Source organism: Hymenobacter sp. UYAg731 (genome assembly GCF_054061335.1).
On sequence record NZ_JBSSEC010000003.1, the window covers coordinates 449,677 to 467,468 of the forward strand.

Annotated in this window: 11 protein-coding genes; 3 read left to right on the top strand and 8 right to left on the bottom strand. The window is 61.2% G+C overall.

Features of this window, described 5'->3' with window-relative positions:
• Positions 1–77 precede the first annotated feature (77 nt).
• Both dnaE and ACVWYF_RS10060 read right to left on the bottom strand, forming a co-directional pair.
• On the bottom strand, positions 78–3,791 hold the full coding sequence (gene dnaE, locus ACVWYF_RS10055) for a DNA polymerase III subunit alpha (protein ID WP_457067374.1): 3,714 nt from the start codon (positions 3,789–3,791) through the stop codon (positions 78–80).
• Between the two features lie 200 nt (positions 3,792–3,991).
• On the bottom strand, positions 3,992–6,379 hold the full coding sequence (locus ACVWYF_RS10060; protein WP_457067376.1) for a LysM peptidoglycan-binding domain-containing protein: 2,388 nt from the start codon (positions 6,377–6,379) through the stop codon (positions 3,992–3,994).
• Between the two features lie 187 nt (positions 6,380–6,566).
• On the opposite strand from ACVWYF_RS10060, the gene ACVWYF_RS10065 reads away from it, so the two are divergent.
• Positions 6,567–7,457: a helix-turn-helix domain-containing protein gene (locus tag ACVWYF_RS10065; protein ID WP_457067378.1), complete on the top strand. Its 891-nt coding sequence runs from the start codon at positions 6,567–6,569 to the stop codon at positions 7,455–7,457.
• 76 nt (positions 7,458–7,533) lie between these two features.
• Positions 7,534–8,271, top strand: a complete 738-nt coding sequence (locus ACVWYF_RS10070; RefSeq protein WP_457067380.1) for an SDR family oxidoreductase — start codon at positions 7,534–7,536, stop codon at positions 8,269–8,271.
• A 167-nt stretch (positions 8,272–8,438) separates the two neighbouring features.
• Here ACVWYF_RS10070 and ACVWYF_RS10075 read toward each other — a convergent pair whose 3' ends face one another.
• The 5 genes from ACVWYF_RS10075 to ACVWYF_RS10095 form a co-directional block, all read right to left on the bottom strand.
• Positions 8,439–11,351, bottom strand: coding sequence for an outer membrane beta-barrel protein (locus tag ACVWYF_RS10075; protein ID WP_457067382.1), 2,913 nt, complete (start codon positions 11,349–11,351; stop codon positions 8,439–8,441).
• Positions 11,352–11,432: 81 nt separating this feature from the next.
• Positions 11,433–12,074: an O-methyltransferase gene (locus ACVWYF_RS10080; RefSeq protein ID WP_457067384.1), complete on the bottom strand. Its 642-nt coding sequence runs from the start codon at positions 12,072–12,074 to the stop codon at positions 11,433–11,435.
• A gap of 108 nt (positions 12,075–12,182) precedes the next feature.
• Complete coding sequence (locus ACVWYF_RS10085; protein ID WP_457067386.1) at positions 12,183–12,632, bottom strand: YDG/SRA domain-containing protein; 450 nt, start codon at positions 12,630–12,632, stop codon at positions 12,183–12,185.
• Positions 12,632–13,870 carry a M16 family metallopeptidase gene (locus tag ACVWYF_RS10090; protein ID WP_457067388.1) on the bottom strand — a complete coding sequence of 413 codons (1,239 nt, stop codon included), beginning with the start codon at positions 13,868–13,870 and terminating at the stop codon, positions 12,632–12,634. Before ACVWYF_RS10090 ends, ACVWYF_RS10085 begins: the two co-directional genes overlap by 1 nt.
• A gap of 95 nt (positions 13,871–13,965) precedes the next feature.
• Positions 13,966–14,994, bottom strand: coding sequence for a glycosyltransferase family 9 protein (locus tag ACVWYF_RS10095; protein WP_457067391.1), 1,029 nt, complete (start codon positions 14,992–14,994; stop codon positions 13,966–13,968).
• Positions 14,995–15,177: 183 nt separating this feature from the next.
• Between ACVWYF_RS10095 and ACVWYF_RS10100 the strand changes: the two genes are divergently transcribed.
• Positions 15,178–17,103 carry an SPFH domain-containing protein gene (locus ACVWYF_RS10100; RefSeq protein ID WP_457067394.1) on the top strand — a complete coding sequence of 642 codons (1,926 nt, stop codon included), beginning with the start codon at positions 15,178–15,180 and terminating at the stop codon, positions 17,101–17,103.
• A gap of 88 nt (positions 17,104–17,191) precedes the next feature.
• On the opposite strand, the gene ACVWYF_RS10105 is transcribed toward ACVWYF_RS10100, so the two are convergent.
• Positions 17,192–17,656, bottom strand: coding sequence for an Lrp/AsnC ligand binding domain-containing protein (locus ACVWYF_RS10105; RefSeq protein ID WP_168671949.1), 465 nt, complete (start codon positions 17,654–17,656; stop codon positions 17,192–17,194).
• Positions 17,657–17,792 lie beyond the last annotated feature (136 nt).

Sequence of the window (17,792 nt, forward strand, 5' to 3'; positions counted from 1 at the left end):
AAATGGTTATTCTGACAACGAATAAACCCGAATGCCTGCTGACAGGCATTCGGGTTTATTCGTTAGTAGAGTGACTCCTAAATCAGCGTGCAAACCTCCATGTCCAATTCCCGCATCTTCTCGATAAAGGCTTTGGGCTCAATCTGAAAGCGGCGCGAGAACATATCTACCGCCAGATGCTCGTGCGGCTCCACGAACTGGATTTCGAGCCGCTTGCCGCCCGGCGCGTGCTCGATGGCTTCCTCCAGACGGTCGAGCATGGGGGCGGTTACGGTGCGCAGGTCGAGGCGCACGCGGACGCCTTTGCTGCGCTTTTCGGCCACGTCGGCCAGCGGCTCCATGGTCAGGATGCGCAGGTCCCACTGGTCCTGGGTGTGGCGGCGCAGCTCCTGCTTGAGCTTGACGTACATGGGCGGCACCTGCTCGTTGGGGTAGTTGCGCGGGTTGATAAGGGGGGCAAACTTGGTGTAGTCGTCGCGGAACAGGGCCGGGTTGATGCTCGTCTCGTAGTCCTCCAGGGTGAAGGTGCAGAAGGGCTGGCCGGTTTTGGTAGTCTTGAATAACACGTTGTTAATCAGACCTGCCACGGCAATTTCCTTGTTCTTTATCTCGTCAACTTTTTCCAGGCCACAGGTGCAGTAGGCATCCAGTTCCAGCTTGTAGGCATCGAGCGGGTGGCCCGAGAGGTAGAAGCCCACTACTTCCTTTTCGCGGCGCAGCTGCTCGGTTTTACTCCAGGGCTCCATCTCGTGCATTTTGGGCAGCGGCGCGGCCACGGCCCCAAAGGCTCCCGCGCCGAACAGGCTATGCTGCGCTGATTCCTTGGCCGCAGCGTACTGCTGCCCCACTTTCATGGCCTTTTCGATGAGGTTCTGGTCGCCGGCGGGCGCATCAAGGTAGAGGCGGCGGTGCTTGTCGAAGCCGTCGAAGGCCCCGGCCTGGGCCAGGCTTTCGAAGGTTTTCTTATTCACGGTGCGCAGGTTCACGCGCTTGGCAAAGTCGAAAATATCGGAGTAGTTGCCCGTCTTTTCGCGTTCCTGCACCATGCTTTCCACGGCCAGCTCGCCCGCGCCCTTTACCGCGCCCATGCCGAAGCGAATGGCTCCTTCCTGGTTCACGTTGAATTTCAGGAGGCTTTCATTCACATCCGGCCCCAGCACGGGCACGCCCTGCTTGCGGGCTTCCTCAATGAAGAAGGTCACCTTCTTAATGTCGCCCATGTTGTTGGTGAGCACGGCGGCCATGTACTCGGCCGGATAGTTAGCCTTCAGATAACCAGTCTGGTATGCTACCACGGAGTAAGCGGCGGAGTGCGAGCGGTTGAAGCCGTACTCGGCAAACTTCTCCATCACGTCGAACACGTCGTTGGCCTTTTTGGCCAGGATGCCGTGCAGGTTTTTTGCCCCTTCGATGAACTTCTCGCGCTCCAGGGCCATCTTTTTCATGTCCTTCTTGCCCATGGCGCGGCGCAGCAGGTCGGCTCCGCCGAGCGAGTAGCCGGCCAGAATCTGGGCCGTCTGCATAATCTGCTCCTGGTACACCATGATGCCCTGACTGTATTCCAGGATGGGTTTCAGCAGTTCGTGCGGGTACACCACTTCCTCGCGGCCGTGCTTGCGGTTGATGAAGTTTGGGATAAACTGCATCGGTCCGGGCCGGTACAGGGCATTCATGGCAATCAGGTCCTCAATGTTCGTTGGCTTCAGGTCCTTGAGGTACTGGCGCATGCCTTCCGACTCGAACTGGAACGTGCCGATGGTATCGCCGCGCTGGTACAGCGCGTAGGTCTTCTCATCATCGAGCGGAATCTCGTCGATGTCGATTTTTACGCCGTGGTTGCGCTCAATCAAACGCATGGCATCCACAATAACCGTCAGGGTTTTGAGGCCCAGAAAGTCCATTTTTAGCATTCCGGCCGATTCAATCACCTTGCCATCGAACTGCGTGATGAGCAGGTCCGAATCCTTGGAGGTCGAAACGGGAATGTACTTGGTGATGTCGTCCGGGGCGATAATGACGCCGGCCGCGTGGATGCCGGTGTTGCGCACCGAGCCTTCGAGCTGCACGGCGAGGCGCAGAATCTGGCCCTTGAGGTTGTCCGGCGAAGTGTCGCGCAGGATGTACTCCAATTCCTGATTTTCGGCGAAAGCGCCGGCCAGGGTGGTACCGGGCTTGTCGGGCACCATCTTGGTGAGGTCGTTGGTGTGCGGCAGCGGAAGCTCCATGGCCCGCGCCACATCCTTGATGGACGACTTGGCGGCCATGGTGCCGAAGGTGATAATCTGGGCTACCTGGGTTTTGCCGTACTTATTCACCACGTAGTCAATGACTTTCTGACGGTTCACGTCGTCAAAGTCAATGTCGATATCGGGCATCGACACGCGCTCGGGGTTCAGGAAACGCTCGAACAGCAGCGAGTACTTGATAGGGTCGATGTTGGTGATGCCCACGCAGTAGGCCACCGCCGAGCCGGCGGCCGAGCCCCGGCCCGGCCCCACGGCCACGCCAATGTTGCGGCCGTGGTTGATGAAGTCCTGAGTGATGAGGAAGTAGCCCGCGAAGCCCATCGTCTGGATAATACGCAACTCATAGTCAAGCCGTTCCTCCACTTCGGGGGTGCGGTCGGAGTAGCGCGGCGGCTTGGTCATCGTCACGGTGCCGTTGCCGGCGCTCGGGCCGAAAGCACCCACGTAGGTCAGCTCGCGCAGAAATTCGTCGGCGTTGGCGAAGGGCGCGGGAATGGGAAAGTTGGGCAACAGGATGTCGCGCGCCAGCTTCGGGGGCGTGATTTTGTCGACAATCTCGTTGGTGTTGTCGATGCTTTCGGGCACGTCGATGAACAGCTCGTTCATCTGGGCCTGGGTTTTGAAGAAGAACTGGTCGTTGGCGAAGCCGAAGCGGGTGTGCGGCTTGGGCTTCTGCAGCTCCTCGTCGATGCGGCGCAACTGCTTCTGGGCGCGCTCATCGCGGCCGTGGTCGCGGCGCAGGTTGTCGAGCAGGTCGTATTTTACTTCGCCCCCGCTGGTCATCAGGGTGTAATAGTTGGTACGCATGTCGCCGACCGGGATGCTGTGCTCCTCGCCGGTGTTCACGCACAGCAGCAGGTCGTGGGCGGCGTAGTCGGTCTGGTCGACGTAGTGCGAGTCGTTGGTACAGATGACTTTGACGTTGTGTTTCCGGGCGAAGCCGAGCAGCACCTGGTTCACGTCCTCCTGGCTTTTACCGGTGCCGTCAAAATTCATCAGGCCGTGGCGCTGGATTTCGATGTAGTAATCCTCGCCGAACATATCGAGCCACCACTTCAGCTTTTCCTCGGCTTCGGCTTCGGTTTTGAAGAGGATAGTTTGCGGAATTTCGGCCCCGATGCAGCAGCTGGTGGCAATCAGGCCTTCGTGGTATTGTTCGAGCAGCTCGCGGTCGATGCGCGGGAACTTGGAGTACACGCCTTCGATGAAGCTCATCGAGCAGAGCTTGCTCAGGTTGTGGTAGCCGGCTTGGTCCTTGGCCAGCAGCAGCTGGTGGTGGCGCACGTCGCGCTCCCCTTTCTCGCGGCTGAAGGCCTTTTTGTGGCGGTCCTCCACCAAATAGAACTCGCAGCCCACGATGGGCTTCACGTTGTACTTGTTGGCCTCGGCCACGAAGTTGAACGCGCCAAACATGTTGCCGTGGTCGGTGAGGGCCACGGCGGGCATGCCGTCCTTCTGGGCCTTCTTCATCAGGGCCGAAATGCTGGCCTGACCGTCGAGCAGCGAGTATTGCGTGTGGCTGTGGAGGTGCGAGAAAACGGGCATCGGGGGAGGGCTGAGTTTTGAAGGCTGAGGGTTGGGTTTCCCGCTGATTTAACTCAACATTCAAAACTCAACCCTCAACACTACCAAAGATACCCCCGATTTCAAGGCCTTCCAAAACCCATTTCCCTGCGGCCTGATTCCCTGACTACTGCATTTTCTTCGGCTTGCAAGCCGGCAGTCAGCCGCCTTTTCGCACTATTTTATTTCGTATCCGCCTGCACACGCAGCACTTCGCCCAGCTTTACCGAGGCATCAGATTTGTTATTCCAGGCTTGCAGGTCGGCAATGGTTACCTGATAGCGTTTGGCGATGCTGTACAGGGTTTCGCCTTTCACAACAGTATGTTGGGCAAGCACTTGCACAACCGGTGCAGATTGCATTACAGCAGCTTGGGCGGCCGGAGCAGCTTTTTTGGGCACATATAGCAGCGCCGGATTGATTTGCCCGGCAGCATGCACCGCCGGCGCTGACGTGGGTGCGGTAGCGGGTGCAGCTTTGGCGGCGGGCGCGGGCTGTTGCTCAGTGGCCCGCAACGTGAGCACCTGGCCCGTAACCAGGCCATAAGGCGCAGCCAAGTGGTTGATGGCAATCAGCGTGGCGGGAGGAACATTGTAGAGCCGCCCCACGGAATACACCGTTTCGCGGGCTTCCACGCGGTGGGTAGCATCGGCGGGAATGGCGCGCACGACCACAGTGGCGGGCTTCAATATGGTTGCGGCGGGCACCGGGGCCGGCGCGACGGCAATTGGAGCAGCAGCTACCGGCGTGGCCACCCTCGCAGGGGCCGGCTTTGGCGCATATACCGGCGCTGTTGGGGCATTGGCCACCAGCGCCGGGCGGCTGGCTACCGGTGCTGCCAGGGTCGAATCCGGCTGGCGTAGCTCATCGGTGAGGGGTGCGGGGGCCGGGGCGGCAGCGGGCGGGGGCAGGTAGGTTCTTTTGGCAAACGACGGCTGCGTGGGGGCCGCTGCCGGGGCCGGACGCGGAGGGGCTGGGGCTGGGGCTACACGCACGGGGGCCGCCACCATCGGCGCGGGTACTATGGGAGCGGGGGCTACCGGCGGCACCACTGCGGCAGTCGCAGTAGCCGTTTCCAGCGCCTCGCCCCAGCCATCGGTGCTTTCGGTGGTGACGCGCTTAGTTTTGCCGGACTCGTTTTTGACTTTGATTTTAACCTTGACTTTGCCGTCATTGCCCGATTCGGTGCGGCGGGCGGCGATGGCCTCATTGGCCTGGTCTACCAGGATATCCGTTTCGGTTTCGGCGGCCGTGGTGGCTACGCTGGGGCGCTCCAGGGCCGCGCCCTCGGGCTGGGTACGGTACTCGATGGCGGTTTCGCGGGGGCGGGTGTGCTGGAGCCACAGCACGCGGCCAGGCCGCAGCTCCTCGACGCGGGCCATGCGGTTTTTGCTGTAGATGGCTTTCTGGCGGATGCCGTACTTCTGGGCCACGTCGAAAATCCGCTCGCCGGGCTGGAGGACGTGGTATTCCACGGCGGCTACGTCGCGCTTTTTCTCCAGGAAATAGGGCCGGCCGGTCACCACCTGGTCGAAGGCCGACAATTCGTTGTGTTTCAGGAATTCGCCCAGGCGCTGGTGGCCCCGCTGGGCCAGGTCGGCCATGGTTTCGCCGGGCAGGGCGATGAGGGCGCGCAGGTTATTGAGGCGTACTTCGGCGGCGTTAGTAGCTACGGCGGGCGCACTCAGGAGCTGGCCCCGGCTTTGCAGGCGCTGGTTGGCCACGATGCCGGCGGCCTGCGTGATGTCGCCCACCGGCACGATGAGCGTGTAGGCTTTATCGGCGGGCACGGCGGCGGCCAGCAGCCAGTGGTTGTGCGTGGCCAGCGCGGCCGAGTCGACGTGCAGCGTGAGGGCTTGGGCGTAAAGCGTTTGGCCGGCCACGGCGGGAAATTCCTGGAGCAGCAGTTTCGGCTTGGGGTTGAGGCCGCAGGCGGGCTCGAAGGCCACTTTCTGGGCCAGAAACATCAGCACGTAGGGCGACGTGGCTTCGGTGATGGCCATTTCGGTGGCATCCGCGTCGGTGGGCAGGGTGTAGGGCTTCACGCCGCCCAGGCCGGTGTAGTAGCTTAGCAGGGCGTTCATCCAGTTGTGCAGGCTGGCGTTGCTGCGCGTGAGGTAGCGGGCGGCGGCGCGGGTGCTGGCCGTGAGGTGCTGGCGCTCGTCTACGGCCTCGTTTACCGCCAGGCCCAGGCCGGTGGCAGTTTCCTGCTTGAGCTGCCAGTAGCCCACGGCTTCGTGGTTGCTGCGGGCATTGCCCAGCAGGGCGCTTTCCTGGAGGGCGAGGTAGCGGAAATCGAGCGGCACGCCCTGCTCCTTCAACACTCTATCGATGATGGGAAACGAGGCATCGGCCAAATCGACCCGCGCCTGAAACGAGGGCTGGTGGCGGCACAGGCCGTCGGCCTTTTGCTGCACCAGGCGCTGCGCTTCCTCACTCAGGACGAGGTGGATGCCGGCCACGTCCATGGCGGCGGGCACGTCGGGGTGCGGGCGGGGGGCCAGCGGCTGGGCGGCCAATGCGCCCGTAAACGTCAATAAAAGCCCCAGCAGCAGAATCGAATTTCGCATAAACAACCCCAGGCCGGCAGCAGCTACCGCAGCAGCGTTCGACCCGGAAGCTACAAAGAACCTGATTTTCGGGGGAAATCCAGCCCGTCCCCCACTATCGGGTCGCTCCAGCGGCGCTTTGCAAGCTATTGGGCGGCAAACTCTGCCTCAGCACCGTAGTTGTAGCTGCAAAAAACAGTTTCAGCCCATGTACACGCTCAGCAGCCAGCAGCCGGTCCCGACATACCCGTTCGAGCGGGACGAGGTGACCGGGAGCAAACTATTCACCCTGCTGCGCTCGGAGGGCGAGCTGACTTACGAGGAAAACCTGCTTATTCCGCATCGCAAGGCGTATTATCTGCTGGTGTTTGTAAAGCATAACCGCGGCCGTCATTGGGTGGATATGAAATCCTACGACCGCAAAGACAATACACTGTACTTCTCCACCCCGAACCAGGTGCTGGTAAAAGAGGCTCCCACACCCTTCTGGGGCACTCACTTCACGTTTACGAAAGAGTTTCTGGCCTTGCAGCACAACGCGGCGTTGCGCGAGTTGCCGCTCATTCAGAATCCTTACAATGGGCACGAACTACTGCTCACCGAAGCCGACGGGGCTTTTGTGGAAGAGATGCTGGCCAAACTGGAGGCCGAGTACGGCCGCCCCGGCGAATGGCAGCACCGCATGCTGAGCGCCTACCTCACGGTGCTGCTCACGCACTTAAGTCGCTTGTACACGGAGCAGTTTACGGGCGAAGAACTCTCGGCCGACCAGCAACTGCTGAGGACTTTCCAGGCCCGAATTGAGGAAAGCTACCGGGAGCTGCATGAGGTGGGCGCGTATGCCTCCCTGCTCCATATTTCGGCGGGCCATTTGAGCGAGGTGGTGAAGGCCCAGAGTGGGAAGCCAGCCATCAAGCACGTCCACGAGCGGCTGGTGCTTGAGGCCCGGCGGCTGCTTTTTTACACCCAGCATTCGCTCAAGGAAATTGCCTTTGACCTCGGGTTTTCGGACGCTTCCTACTTCAACCGCTTCTTCAAGCGCGAAACCGGCGTCACCCCGGCCGAGTACCGCGTCACCATCCGCAAAATGTACCAGTAATACCGCGGAATGGGTGCCAGCCCCGCCAATTGGGCCCGGTAATTTTGTGCTGTTAATCAACTGAAAATCATTGACCATGAAAACCGCACTCATTACTGGGGCCAACAAAAGCATTGGCTTCGAAACCGCCCGGCAGCTCCTGCAGCAGGGCTACTACGTGTACCTCGGCAGCCGCGACCTTGACAAAGGCCAGCAGGCCGCCAACCAGTTAAAGGCCGAAGGCTTCACTCAGGTAGAGCCCCTGCAAATCGATGTAACCGACGGCGCTTCCATCAAAGCCGCCCGCGAAACGTTGGGTCGGAAAACGTCCGTTCTGGACGTGCTCATCAACAACGCCGGCATTCTCGGGGCCATGTCGCAGCCGGCGGTCAGCAGTGACATCAGCATGATTAAAGAGGTATTCGAGACCAATGTGTTCGGGGTGATTGCCGTGACGCAGGCCTTTCTCGACCTACTGCGGCAGTCGCCCGCGCCCCGCATCGTGAACGTGACCTCGGGCCTGGGCTCGCTGACGCTGCACAACGACCCGTCGTGGAAATACTACGCCGTAAAGGGCGCGGCCTACCAGCCCTCTAAAGCCGCCCTGAATGCCTACACCATCATGCTGGCCTACGAGCTGCGCGACTCACCCTTCAAAGTGAATGCCGTGGACCCCGGCTACACCGCCACCGATTTCAACCACCACAGCGGCCCCGGCAGCGTGGCCGATGCCGCCGCCCGCGTCGTGAAAGCCGCCGTGCTGGGTCCAGATGGCCCTACCAGCCAGTTTTTCAGCGATGACAATGCGCCGGAGACGGGCATTAGCCCGTGGTAGCGAGCGGCGGTTAGCTGCTTTTGAACAAATAAAAAAAGGCCGTCATGCTGAGCGCAGCCGAAGCATCTCTACCGCAGCAGTAATCATTTACTATTGCGGTAGAGATGCTTCGGCTGCGCTCAGCATGATGTTCCCTTTGTCTTTTTCGACATTCAAAACCAACTCGCCTACTGCGGGCCGCCCCCACCGCCGGGCGGCGGGCCACCGCCCCCACCGGGCCGGCCGCCGCCGCCATCCGGACGGCCGAAGCCCCGGCCTTCGCCGCGCCCGCCACCTTCGCCTTGTGTGGGTGCTATCACGTTGCCGCTGCGGATGTTATAGGTAAACATCAGCATGAAATAGCGCTGCAGAATATTGGTTTGCACGTCTTCGTAATAGGCGTCGGTCACGTTGCGCTGAATGGAGCGGTTCTGGCCCAGCAGGTCGAAAGCGTACACCCGGATTTCGCCGCGCTGGCCGGGAAAGAGCTTCTTGCCAATACTCGCATTCCAGAGCAGGTACTGCTGGTTGTAGCCGGCCGAAAGGCCCGAGTAGGCCTGGTGCAGTAAGTCGGTGGCAATGTTGATGCCGGGGCCCACAATCCAGTTCAGGCGGAAGCGCGACACCTGCGAGAAGTAGTTGGTGTTGAGCCGCGTTTGCAGCGTGTTGATGACGTAATTCTGATTTGAGGTGGTGGAGGCCGTGAAATCGAGGTTGGCGCTGATGTTGGAGCTCAGCGTGAGGCCGGCCCCGAAAGTGGGCACGCGGGCGTAGTTCAGGCCGCCGTTTACCAGGCCCGGGGTTTGGGTGAAGCCGGCGTTGGCGCTCAGGTTCACGTTGGTTTTGATGGCCTTGATGGGTTGGCCGTAGCTCACCAGCGAGCGCACCGTGTACTGCTGGCTAAGGTTGGTGGGCTGGATGAGCTGGCCGCCGGCGGGCAGGCGCACGGCGGGGGAGCCCTCGGGCGTCACGATGGTGTCGCGGGCGGCCACGATGGTGCGGTTCGAAATCGGGTTCTGGGTGTAAGCCCCCGACAGCAGCGCGAAGAAATTGCTCGACACTTCAGGGTTGGAGGCCGAGTAGCGGATGTTGAGCGAATGCTGAAATTCCTGCCGCAGTGTGGGGTTGCCAATGGTGAGCTGCAGGGGGTTGGAGTTGTTCACCACGGCCTGCAACTGGTTCACGCTGGGCGCGTTGGTGTTGGTGCGATAGAACAGGCGCAGGTTTTTCTGCTTCGTGAAGCGGTAGTTGAACATGGCGTTGGGCAGCACGTTCACGAAGTAGTAGCGCCCGATGCTGGGACGCGGGAACTGCGCGTCGCTGTACAGCTCCGAGTACTGCCCGGCCAGCCCGAAACTAGCCTGGTACTTGGGTGTGATGTGCCGGTAGGTAAGCCCGCCCGACTGCGTCAGATAATAGTTCTGGAACACGTTGCTCAGGCCATCATTCTGCTGGCGGGTGTCGCCGGTGAGGATGTCGTAAGTGTATTTGCTGGAGTTGTTGGGCGCGTAGTTGATGGCGTAGTTGCCCTGCAGCACGTCCTGTTTGGTAAGGGCCTCCGTGAGAGCGAGGTTGGCGTTGATGCTGCCGCCGTGCTGGGTAAGGTCGCTGGCCTGGTTGAGGTTGTTGAGGCGCGAGCCAGTATCGGTGGTTTGCAGCGTAGTGTTGCTGTTGCGCTGGGTGTAGGTGCCGCCAATGGTGAGGCTGGCCGTGCGGCCGGCCTTGGCGAAGCGGTGGCGCAGCAGCAGGTCGCCGCCCGTATTTAACCCCTTGTTGTTGGAGCCGTAGAGACTGTTGATTTTGCTCTGCGTGGTGTCGGCGCGGCGCGTAAGGCCGTCCACGGTGCTGTTGGCATCGTTCAGTTGATAGCTGAAACGGGGGCGAAACAGGATGGAGTTGGCCGAGTCAATCTTGTGCTCTAGGCGCAGGTTGAAGCGCTGGTTGGTGTTGAGGCTGTTGGTAAAGGCGTTCTGGGTGTAGCTGGTACCGGCCGGCAGCACGTACTGCCGGTTGGTGTTGCTATTGATTGTGTTATCGGCCCGGTTGAAGAAATAGCTGGCCGCGAGGTCGGTTTTCTTGTTCCAGGAATTCGAGTAGTTCAGGCCCACGGCATTGGTTTTGGTGATGCCGCCGCTCTGGTTCACCAAGAAGTCGCCGGCATTGCCGCCGTTGCCGCCGCCGCCCTGGCCCCCGCCGCCGCGCTGGCCGCCGCGCCCGCCGCCGCCCTGGTTCGAGTTGCCCACCACCCCCAGCAGGTCTTCGGTGCCGAAGTTCTGCTCGTTCACGTTGTTGCTCTGGGCCAGCACCGACATCCGCTCGTTGCCCTTAAACTTGTTCACGTTGCCACTGGCCTTATAGCGGTCCGGCCCCGCGCCGGCCACCACCCGCCCGAAGGTGCCGTTGCGAAATTCCACCTTGGTCACGATGTTGATGGTCTTGGTCGTATTCCCGTCATCGAAGCCCGAAAAGCGGCTCTGCTCGCTGCGCTGGTCGAACACCTCAATCTTGTCCACCATTTCGGCGGGCAGGTTTTTGAGCACCGCGTCGGGGTCATTGCCGAAAAAGGGCTTGCCATCGACCAGCACCTGCTGCACGTTTTCGCCCTGGGCCTGCACCTTGCCGTCGGCCCCGCGGCTCACGCCGGGCAGCTTGTCAATGAGGTCGCCGGTAGTGGCGTCGGGGTTGGTTTTGAAGGCGCGGGCGTTGAATTGGGTGGTATCGCCCTTCTGCACCGATTGCGCGGCCGCGCCCGTCACCACCACGCCTTTCAGTTGGATGCCACCCGTTTGCAGGGCCAGGGTGCCCAACTGCACGGGCGCGCCGGCCACCGTCACCGTCTGCCGGATTTTCTGGTAGCCCACAAAAGAGGCATCAACCACGTAGCGCCCGGCGGCCACGTTATCGAACTGAAACCGGCCCTCGGCATCGGCCGCCGCGCCGCTTTTGGCCGAGTCGGGCAGGTGAATCAACAGCACGTTGGCCCCGATGAGGGCCGACTGGTCCTTGCCGTCCGTCACGCGGCCGCTCACCGTGGTGGGGGCCTGCGCCCGGGCTGCCTGCCAGCCAATCAGCAGGAAAAACAAGACCGTAAAATGCCGCATAGACTTGGTTAAAACGAGATAGAGGTGTCTGACGGTATTCCGGGGCCGAAGGTTGAGCTGGCCAGTTACTGCAAGCGGCTGCTACTTCTTGCGCAACAGCAGCAGGCCATCGCGCAGGGGCAGAAAAACCGGCTCTACCCGCGCGTCCCGGGCCATCTTGTCGTTGAAAGCCCGCACCAGCGGCGTGTCCTTGTCGCCGGCTTTCAATGTGTGCGCGGGCAGCACCTTGCCGCCCCACAGCACATTATCGACGATGAGCAGCCCACCGGGCCGCACCTGGTCAATCACCGCTTCAAAATAAGCGTCGTTATTCCGCTTGTCGGCATCAATAAAGACCAAATCCCACACTTCATCGACCAGGCCGGCCAAAACATCGAGCGCCGCGCCGATGTGTAGCCGCACCTGCTCCGTGCGGCCGGCCGCCGCCACGTAGCGTCGGATGCGCGCCTCCTTCTCCGGGTCGATTTCGATGGTGTGCAGCAGGCCGTTATCGACCAACCCCTCGGCCAGGCACAGCGTGGCGTACCCGCAAAACGTGCCGATTTCGAGGATGCGGCGCGGGCGGGCCAGATGGCTGAGCATGCTCAGGAAACGGCCCTGCACCGGGCCGCTGCTCATGCGCGGCATCAGGAGCTGCAGGTGGGTTTCGCGGGTGAGTTGGGCGAGGAGCGGCGGCTCGTGCGCGGTGTGCAACTCGGCGTAGCGTTGAATGGGGTCAGTCATTACTGGTGGTTTGGCTTTACCGCAGAGGCTTGCGCAGAAGGGCCGCAGAAGAAAGCCCTCTGCGGCTCTTCTGCGCAAGCATCTGCGGCCTCTGCGGTGAAAAAAAACTCAGGCATAATACCGCAGCCGGAATATGAAAACCTGAAAGCCCGACTTGCCCGGCCCATAGCTGGAACCCACTACCCGGTACAATCCTTCGTACCGATACACATCGGGCCCGCCGTCCTCGGCCGGCACTTTGCGTAGTACGCGCACAGGCTGGTCGGTTTCCTCACTTTTCAGCAAGGCCAGGTTGGTGCCGGATGCAAGCTGGTCCGTCACCTGCCGGCCGGTTTTGGGGTCGCGGCCGCCGTTGCCGGAGTAGCGGATTTCGGGCTCGCCAAATTCGTCGTCCTCGTACTGGCCGGCCAGTACAATGCTTTCGGCTCCCAGCGCCTGCGTGCCGCACACGCCCGCCCGGCGCGGCCGGTGTACGCCACTAAAAGCCAGCTCGATGCGGTTGCGAAAGGTGTCGCCCGGCCGGTAGCTGCCTACGTGGCCAAAAACCGGCTGCCGCATTACTTCCCTTCCGGCACGTATTGCAGCACGCTCAAGTGCTCCTCAGTCAGCACTTCGTTGGCCATTTCCTGCAATTCAGCGGCCGAAACCTGCTCGATTTTGCCAAAAATCTCGCTCAGCGGCTCCACGCGACCCAAGTCCAGCGTGCTTTTGCCGAGGAGCTGCATGAGGCCGCCGTTGCTTTCCTCGCTCATGGCGAGCTGGCCCATTAGCTGGTGCTTGGCAATGTGGAGCTGGTTGGTGGTCAAGGACTTTTCGCGCAGCAGCTTCAGCTCCTTCTGCACCAGGCCCAGCGTGCGATTCAACTGCTTGCCCTCGGTGCCGAAGTAGATGCCGAAAAGGCCAGTATCGGTGTAGGGCGAATACGTGCTGTCGATGGTATACACGAGGCCGTATTTCTCGCGCACGGCCAGGTTGAGGCGCGAGTTCATGCCCGGGCCGCCGAGGATGTTGTTCAGCATGAAAAACGGGATGCGGCGGGCATCGTTCAGCGAGTAGGCCGGGCCGCCCAACAGGCAGTGTGCCTGCGAGATGGGCCGGGTTTCGGTCTGCGACTTGCGCTCGTAGCCGCCCACCGGGCGGCGGGTGCGCGGGCCTAACCGGGCCGGCAGCGGGGCCAGGAATTTATCGGCCAGCTTCTTCACCACCTCAAATGACAGGTTGCTCACCGAACTGAACACCAGCCGGTCGGTCCGCAGCTGCTCCTGCAAAAAGGCATGGAAATCAGCCGTCTGGAAGCGGCTCACGCTCTCGCGGGTGCCCAATATGTTCACGCCCAGCGGGTGGTCGCCGAACACGACGGTGTCAAAATCATCGATGATGGCATCTTCCGGAGCGTCTTGGTACATGCTCATTTCCTCCAGAATCACGCCCCGCTCCTTCTCCACCTCGCGGCCGGGAAACACGGAGTTGAACGTTAAATCGGTCAGCAGCTCAAACGCCCGCTCAAAGTGCGTGCTTAGTAATGCGGCGTAGAAGCAGATTTTCTCCTTGGTGGTGTAGGCGTTCAGCTCGCCGCCCACGGTTTCGAGGCGGTTGAGGATATGGAACGACTTGCGCTTTTCGGTGCCCTTGAAGGCCATGTGCTCCCAGAAGTGGGCCAGGCCCTGCTGGTGCGGGGCCTCATCGCGCGAGCCAATATCGAGCAAAAACCCGCAATGCGCTATTTTAGTGTGCAGTACCTGCTTGTGTAAGAGGCGGATACCGTTGGGATATTCGTGGATGTGATAATCAAGCATAAGTAGGGCAAAGGTACCGTAGCGCGGACTTTGTAGTCCGCGTCCCAGAACAATGTTATTATAAATGGCGCGGGACGAATGGCGCGGGACGCGGACTACAAAGTCCGCGCTACATCAACCGGCAACGTGGCCAGTAGTTGCCCCACCTCAATGCCGTAGGCGCAGCGAAAGTGCCCCAGCGGGCAGGCCGCGTGCCCGTGCAGTCCGCACGGCCGGCAGGCCAGCGCCTCCGTGGTCTCCACCACAACCGAAACGGGGCTTAGCGGCCCAAACCCAAACGCAGGCACGGTGCTGCAAAAAACCGCCGTCACCGGTGCGCCCACGGCCGAGCAGAGGTGCATCGGGGCCGAATCGTTCACGTAGTTCATCAGTGCTCCGCGCATGAGCGCGGCCGAAGCCAGCAGGCCAATTTCGCCGGCAATATTGGTCACGTTGGCGCGGCCGCTGGCTACCGCTAGGCGCTCGCAGGCGGCCACGTCGGGCGGGCCACCCAGCAGGTACACCCGCACATTTTGGGGCAGGGCGGCCAGCAATTCCAGCCACTTAGCTTCCGGGTATTGCTTCGTAAACCAGACCGAAGTCGGGGCCAGGCAGATGTACGGGCCGGCCGTGGTGTATAGCGCTACCGCCGCTTCATCAGCGGTTGAAGGATAGAGCCGGGGCGGCACCAACGGCGTGGGCACGACATCGGTGAGCAAGCGCAGGTTGCGCGTCACCTCGTGGGTACCGTCGCCGATGTGGTGGGGCACACGACGCGTAAAGAACCGGCTCAATGGGTTTTTGGCAAAGCCGATGCGCTCCTGGGCTTTGGAAAACGCCGTGAGGAAGCCCGTGCTGGCAAAGCGCTGCAACGTGACCACGCGGCCGTATTGCGCGGCCCGAATCTGGCCCAGCAAGTCCCAGAGGGCGGCGTATTTGCGATGCTTCTTGTTCCAAATCAACACGTTGCGCACATGCGGGTGGCCAGCCAGCAGGCCTTCGTTGCCGCGCCGCACCAGCACGTCGACGGGCGTGGCGGGCGCGGTCTGGTGCAGGTATTCCAGCAGCGCCGTCATCAGAATAACGTCGCCGATGAAAGCGGTTTGGATGAGCAGCGTGGCGGGCGGGGCAGGAGTCGTGGGCACGGCACGAAATTACGGCGGTTCCGGGCAGCCCGGCGCTACGCGGCCCAGCCGCTACCTTTCCGCTGGCAAACCAGCTCATTGGTTTTTCCGTCTCGGGCTGTAATGACCGGTCAGGTTCGCCGATTCAGCTACTACAACCCTAACCAGCCACCATTTTTCCTTTCCACCCTTTCATTTGTTTGTATGTTTTTAGCGGTTACCGTTTCTCTTTTCTACGGCATTCTGGGCGTGCTGGCAGCCCTGGTGTTCATCCTCTTACTGGCCAAGTCCCTGCTCGGCATCGTCGTTATCGGCGAGTTACAGGTGGGCGTGGTGGCCAAAAAATTCTCGCGCCGCAACCTGGCTCCCGGCCGCCTCGTGGCCTTGGAGGGCGAGGCCGGCTTCCAGGCCGATACGCTGGCCCCTGGCTGGCACTTTTTCCTGTGGCCCTGGCAATATTCGGTCACCAAAGAATTCGTGGTGATTGTGCCGCAGGGCGAAATCGGCCTCGTGGTGGCCAACGGCGGCGAGCCCATCCCACCCAGCCACATTCTGGCCCGCGAAATCGACTGCGACAACTACCAGGATGCCCGCGCCTTCCTCACCAAAGGCGGCGAAAAAGGCCGGCAAATCGGCATGCTCACGGCCGGCACCTACCGCATCAACACGGCCCTTTTCTCGGTTATCACCCAGCGCAACGCGGCCACCATGGGCATGCGCCCCGAGGAGCTGTTCATTTACCGCGTGGCCCCCGACGCGGTGGGCATCGTCACCACGCTCGACGGCGTGCCCATCACGCCCGGCGAAATTGCTGGTCCCGTCATTCCCAGCCACAACAATTTTCAGGATGCCCAGGCTTTCCTCTCCGCCGGCGGCAGCCGTGGTTTGCAGGAGCAAATTCTCCTCTCCGGCTCCTGGAACCTAAATCCGTGGTTTGCCCGCGTCGAGCAGGTGCCCATGACCGAGATTCCCATCGGCCACGTCGGCGTGGTCATTTCCTTTGTGGGCAAGCCGGCCATTGATGTGAGTGGGGCCGATTTCACCCACGGCAACCTCGTCGAAGTGGGTCATAAAGGCATCTGGGCCACGCCGCTCTACCCCGGCCGCCAGCCGCTCAACACCCACATTATGAAGGTGGAATTGATTCCGACCACCAACATCGTGCTCAACTGGGCCGTGCGGACCGAAGCTCACCACTACGACGACCACCTGAGCAGCATCACCGTGCGCTCGCGCGATGGCTTCTCCTTCAACCTCGACGTGGCCCAGATTATCCACGTTGCCGCGCTCGATGCGCCCCGCGTCATCTCCCGGGTAGGCTCGATGAAAAACCTGGTCGACCATGTGCTGGAGCCCATTGTGGGCAACTATTTCCGCAATTCCAGCCAAGAATTCACCGTGCTCGACTACCTCACCAACCGGGCCGAGCGCCAGCGCGAGGCGTCGTCATTCATCCGCGCCGCGCTGCTCGACTATAACGTGCAGGCCGTCGACACGCTCATTGGCGACATCGTGCCGCCGGCTCAGCTCATGACCACCCAAACTGACCGGAAGCTGGCTGAGGAGCAGCGCAAAACCTACGAAGTGCAGCAGGCCGCCCAAACCCAGCGCCAGGCCCTGGTGCGCGAAACCAGCATCGCCGACATTCAAAATTCCCTCGTGCAAAGCGAGCAAGGCGTGAACATTGCCGAGCTCCAGGCCAATGCCCAGGTGAAAAAAGTGCGCGGCGAAGCTGAAGCCGCCAAGCTCCGCGCCGGCGGCGAAGCCGAAAGCACCCGCCTCCGCGCCATCGCCGACTCCGAAGCCACCCGCCTGCGCGGCGTGGGCGAGGCCGAAGCCATCCGCGCCATCGGCAATGCCAAGGCCGAAGCCTACCGCGTGGGCGTCGAAAGCCTCGGCACCCGCGAGTTCACCGGCCTGCAGCTGATGCAGATTATCGGCGACAACAAGGTGAAAATAGTGCCCGAAGTGCAGGCCAACGGCGGCGGTACCGGCGCGGGCGGCGGCCTGGTCGAAGCCCTCATCGGCCTGCTGGCCCAGCAGCAAACGGCCCAATTGAGCAACCCCACCACGGCCGCCCCCGCCGGGGCACCAGCCAACGCCGAAAAGCCAACACCTCCTTCCGAATAAAATCCAATTATACAAAACAGCCCCCAGCGCTGCCCCAATCCTTATTGGGAGCAGCGTTGGGGGCTGTTTTATAATCCTGCCGGTACAGCTAGGTCAACTGCGTGGGCCGGTTCACCACTTCTTCCAATGAAATCAGGGTTTCGGTGCGCTCTATGCCGTCAATCGGCTGAATGCGGTCGTGAAGCACGTCGCGCAGGTGCTGGGTATCGCGGCACACCAAGCGGGCGAACACACCATAAGCGCCGGTAGTGAAGTGAATACTCACCACCTCCGGTATTTCACGCAGCTGCTGCACTACGCTGGTGTAGACCGAGCTTTTCAGCAGGTAAATCCCCAGGAAGGCGCTCACACCGTAGCCAAGCTTTTGGTAATCAATGCGCAGGGTGGCACCCTGCACGATGCCCAGCTCCTCCAGCCGGGCCATTCGTACGTGTACCGTGCCGCCCGAAACGTTGACTTTGCGGGCGATTTCGGTATACGGCATTTTCGCATCCTGAATCAATAAGTTCAGGATGTTCCGGTCGGTGTCATCAAGTTCGTAATTTCTGGCCATTTTTTGCGGAAAGGAGTTGGAGAGTGTGTCGAATTAAACGCTAAAAATTAAATTTATTGCAAAGTTCCCGTTAAATGAAAGAATTATTTGCATCATCTAACCAATCAACTTACATTTGTCATAATCCTAGGCAGAA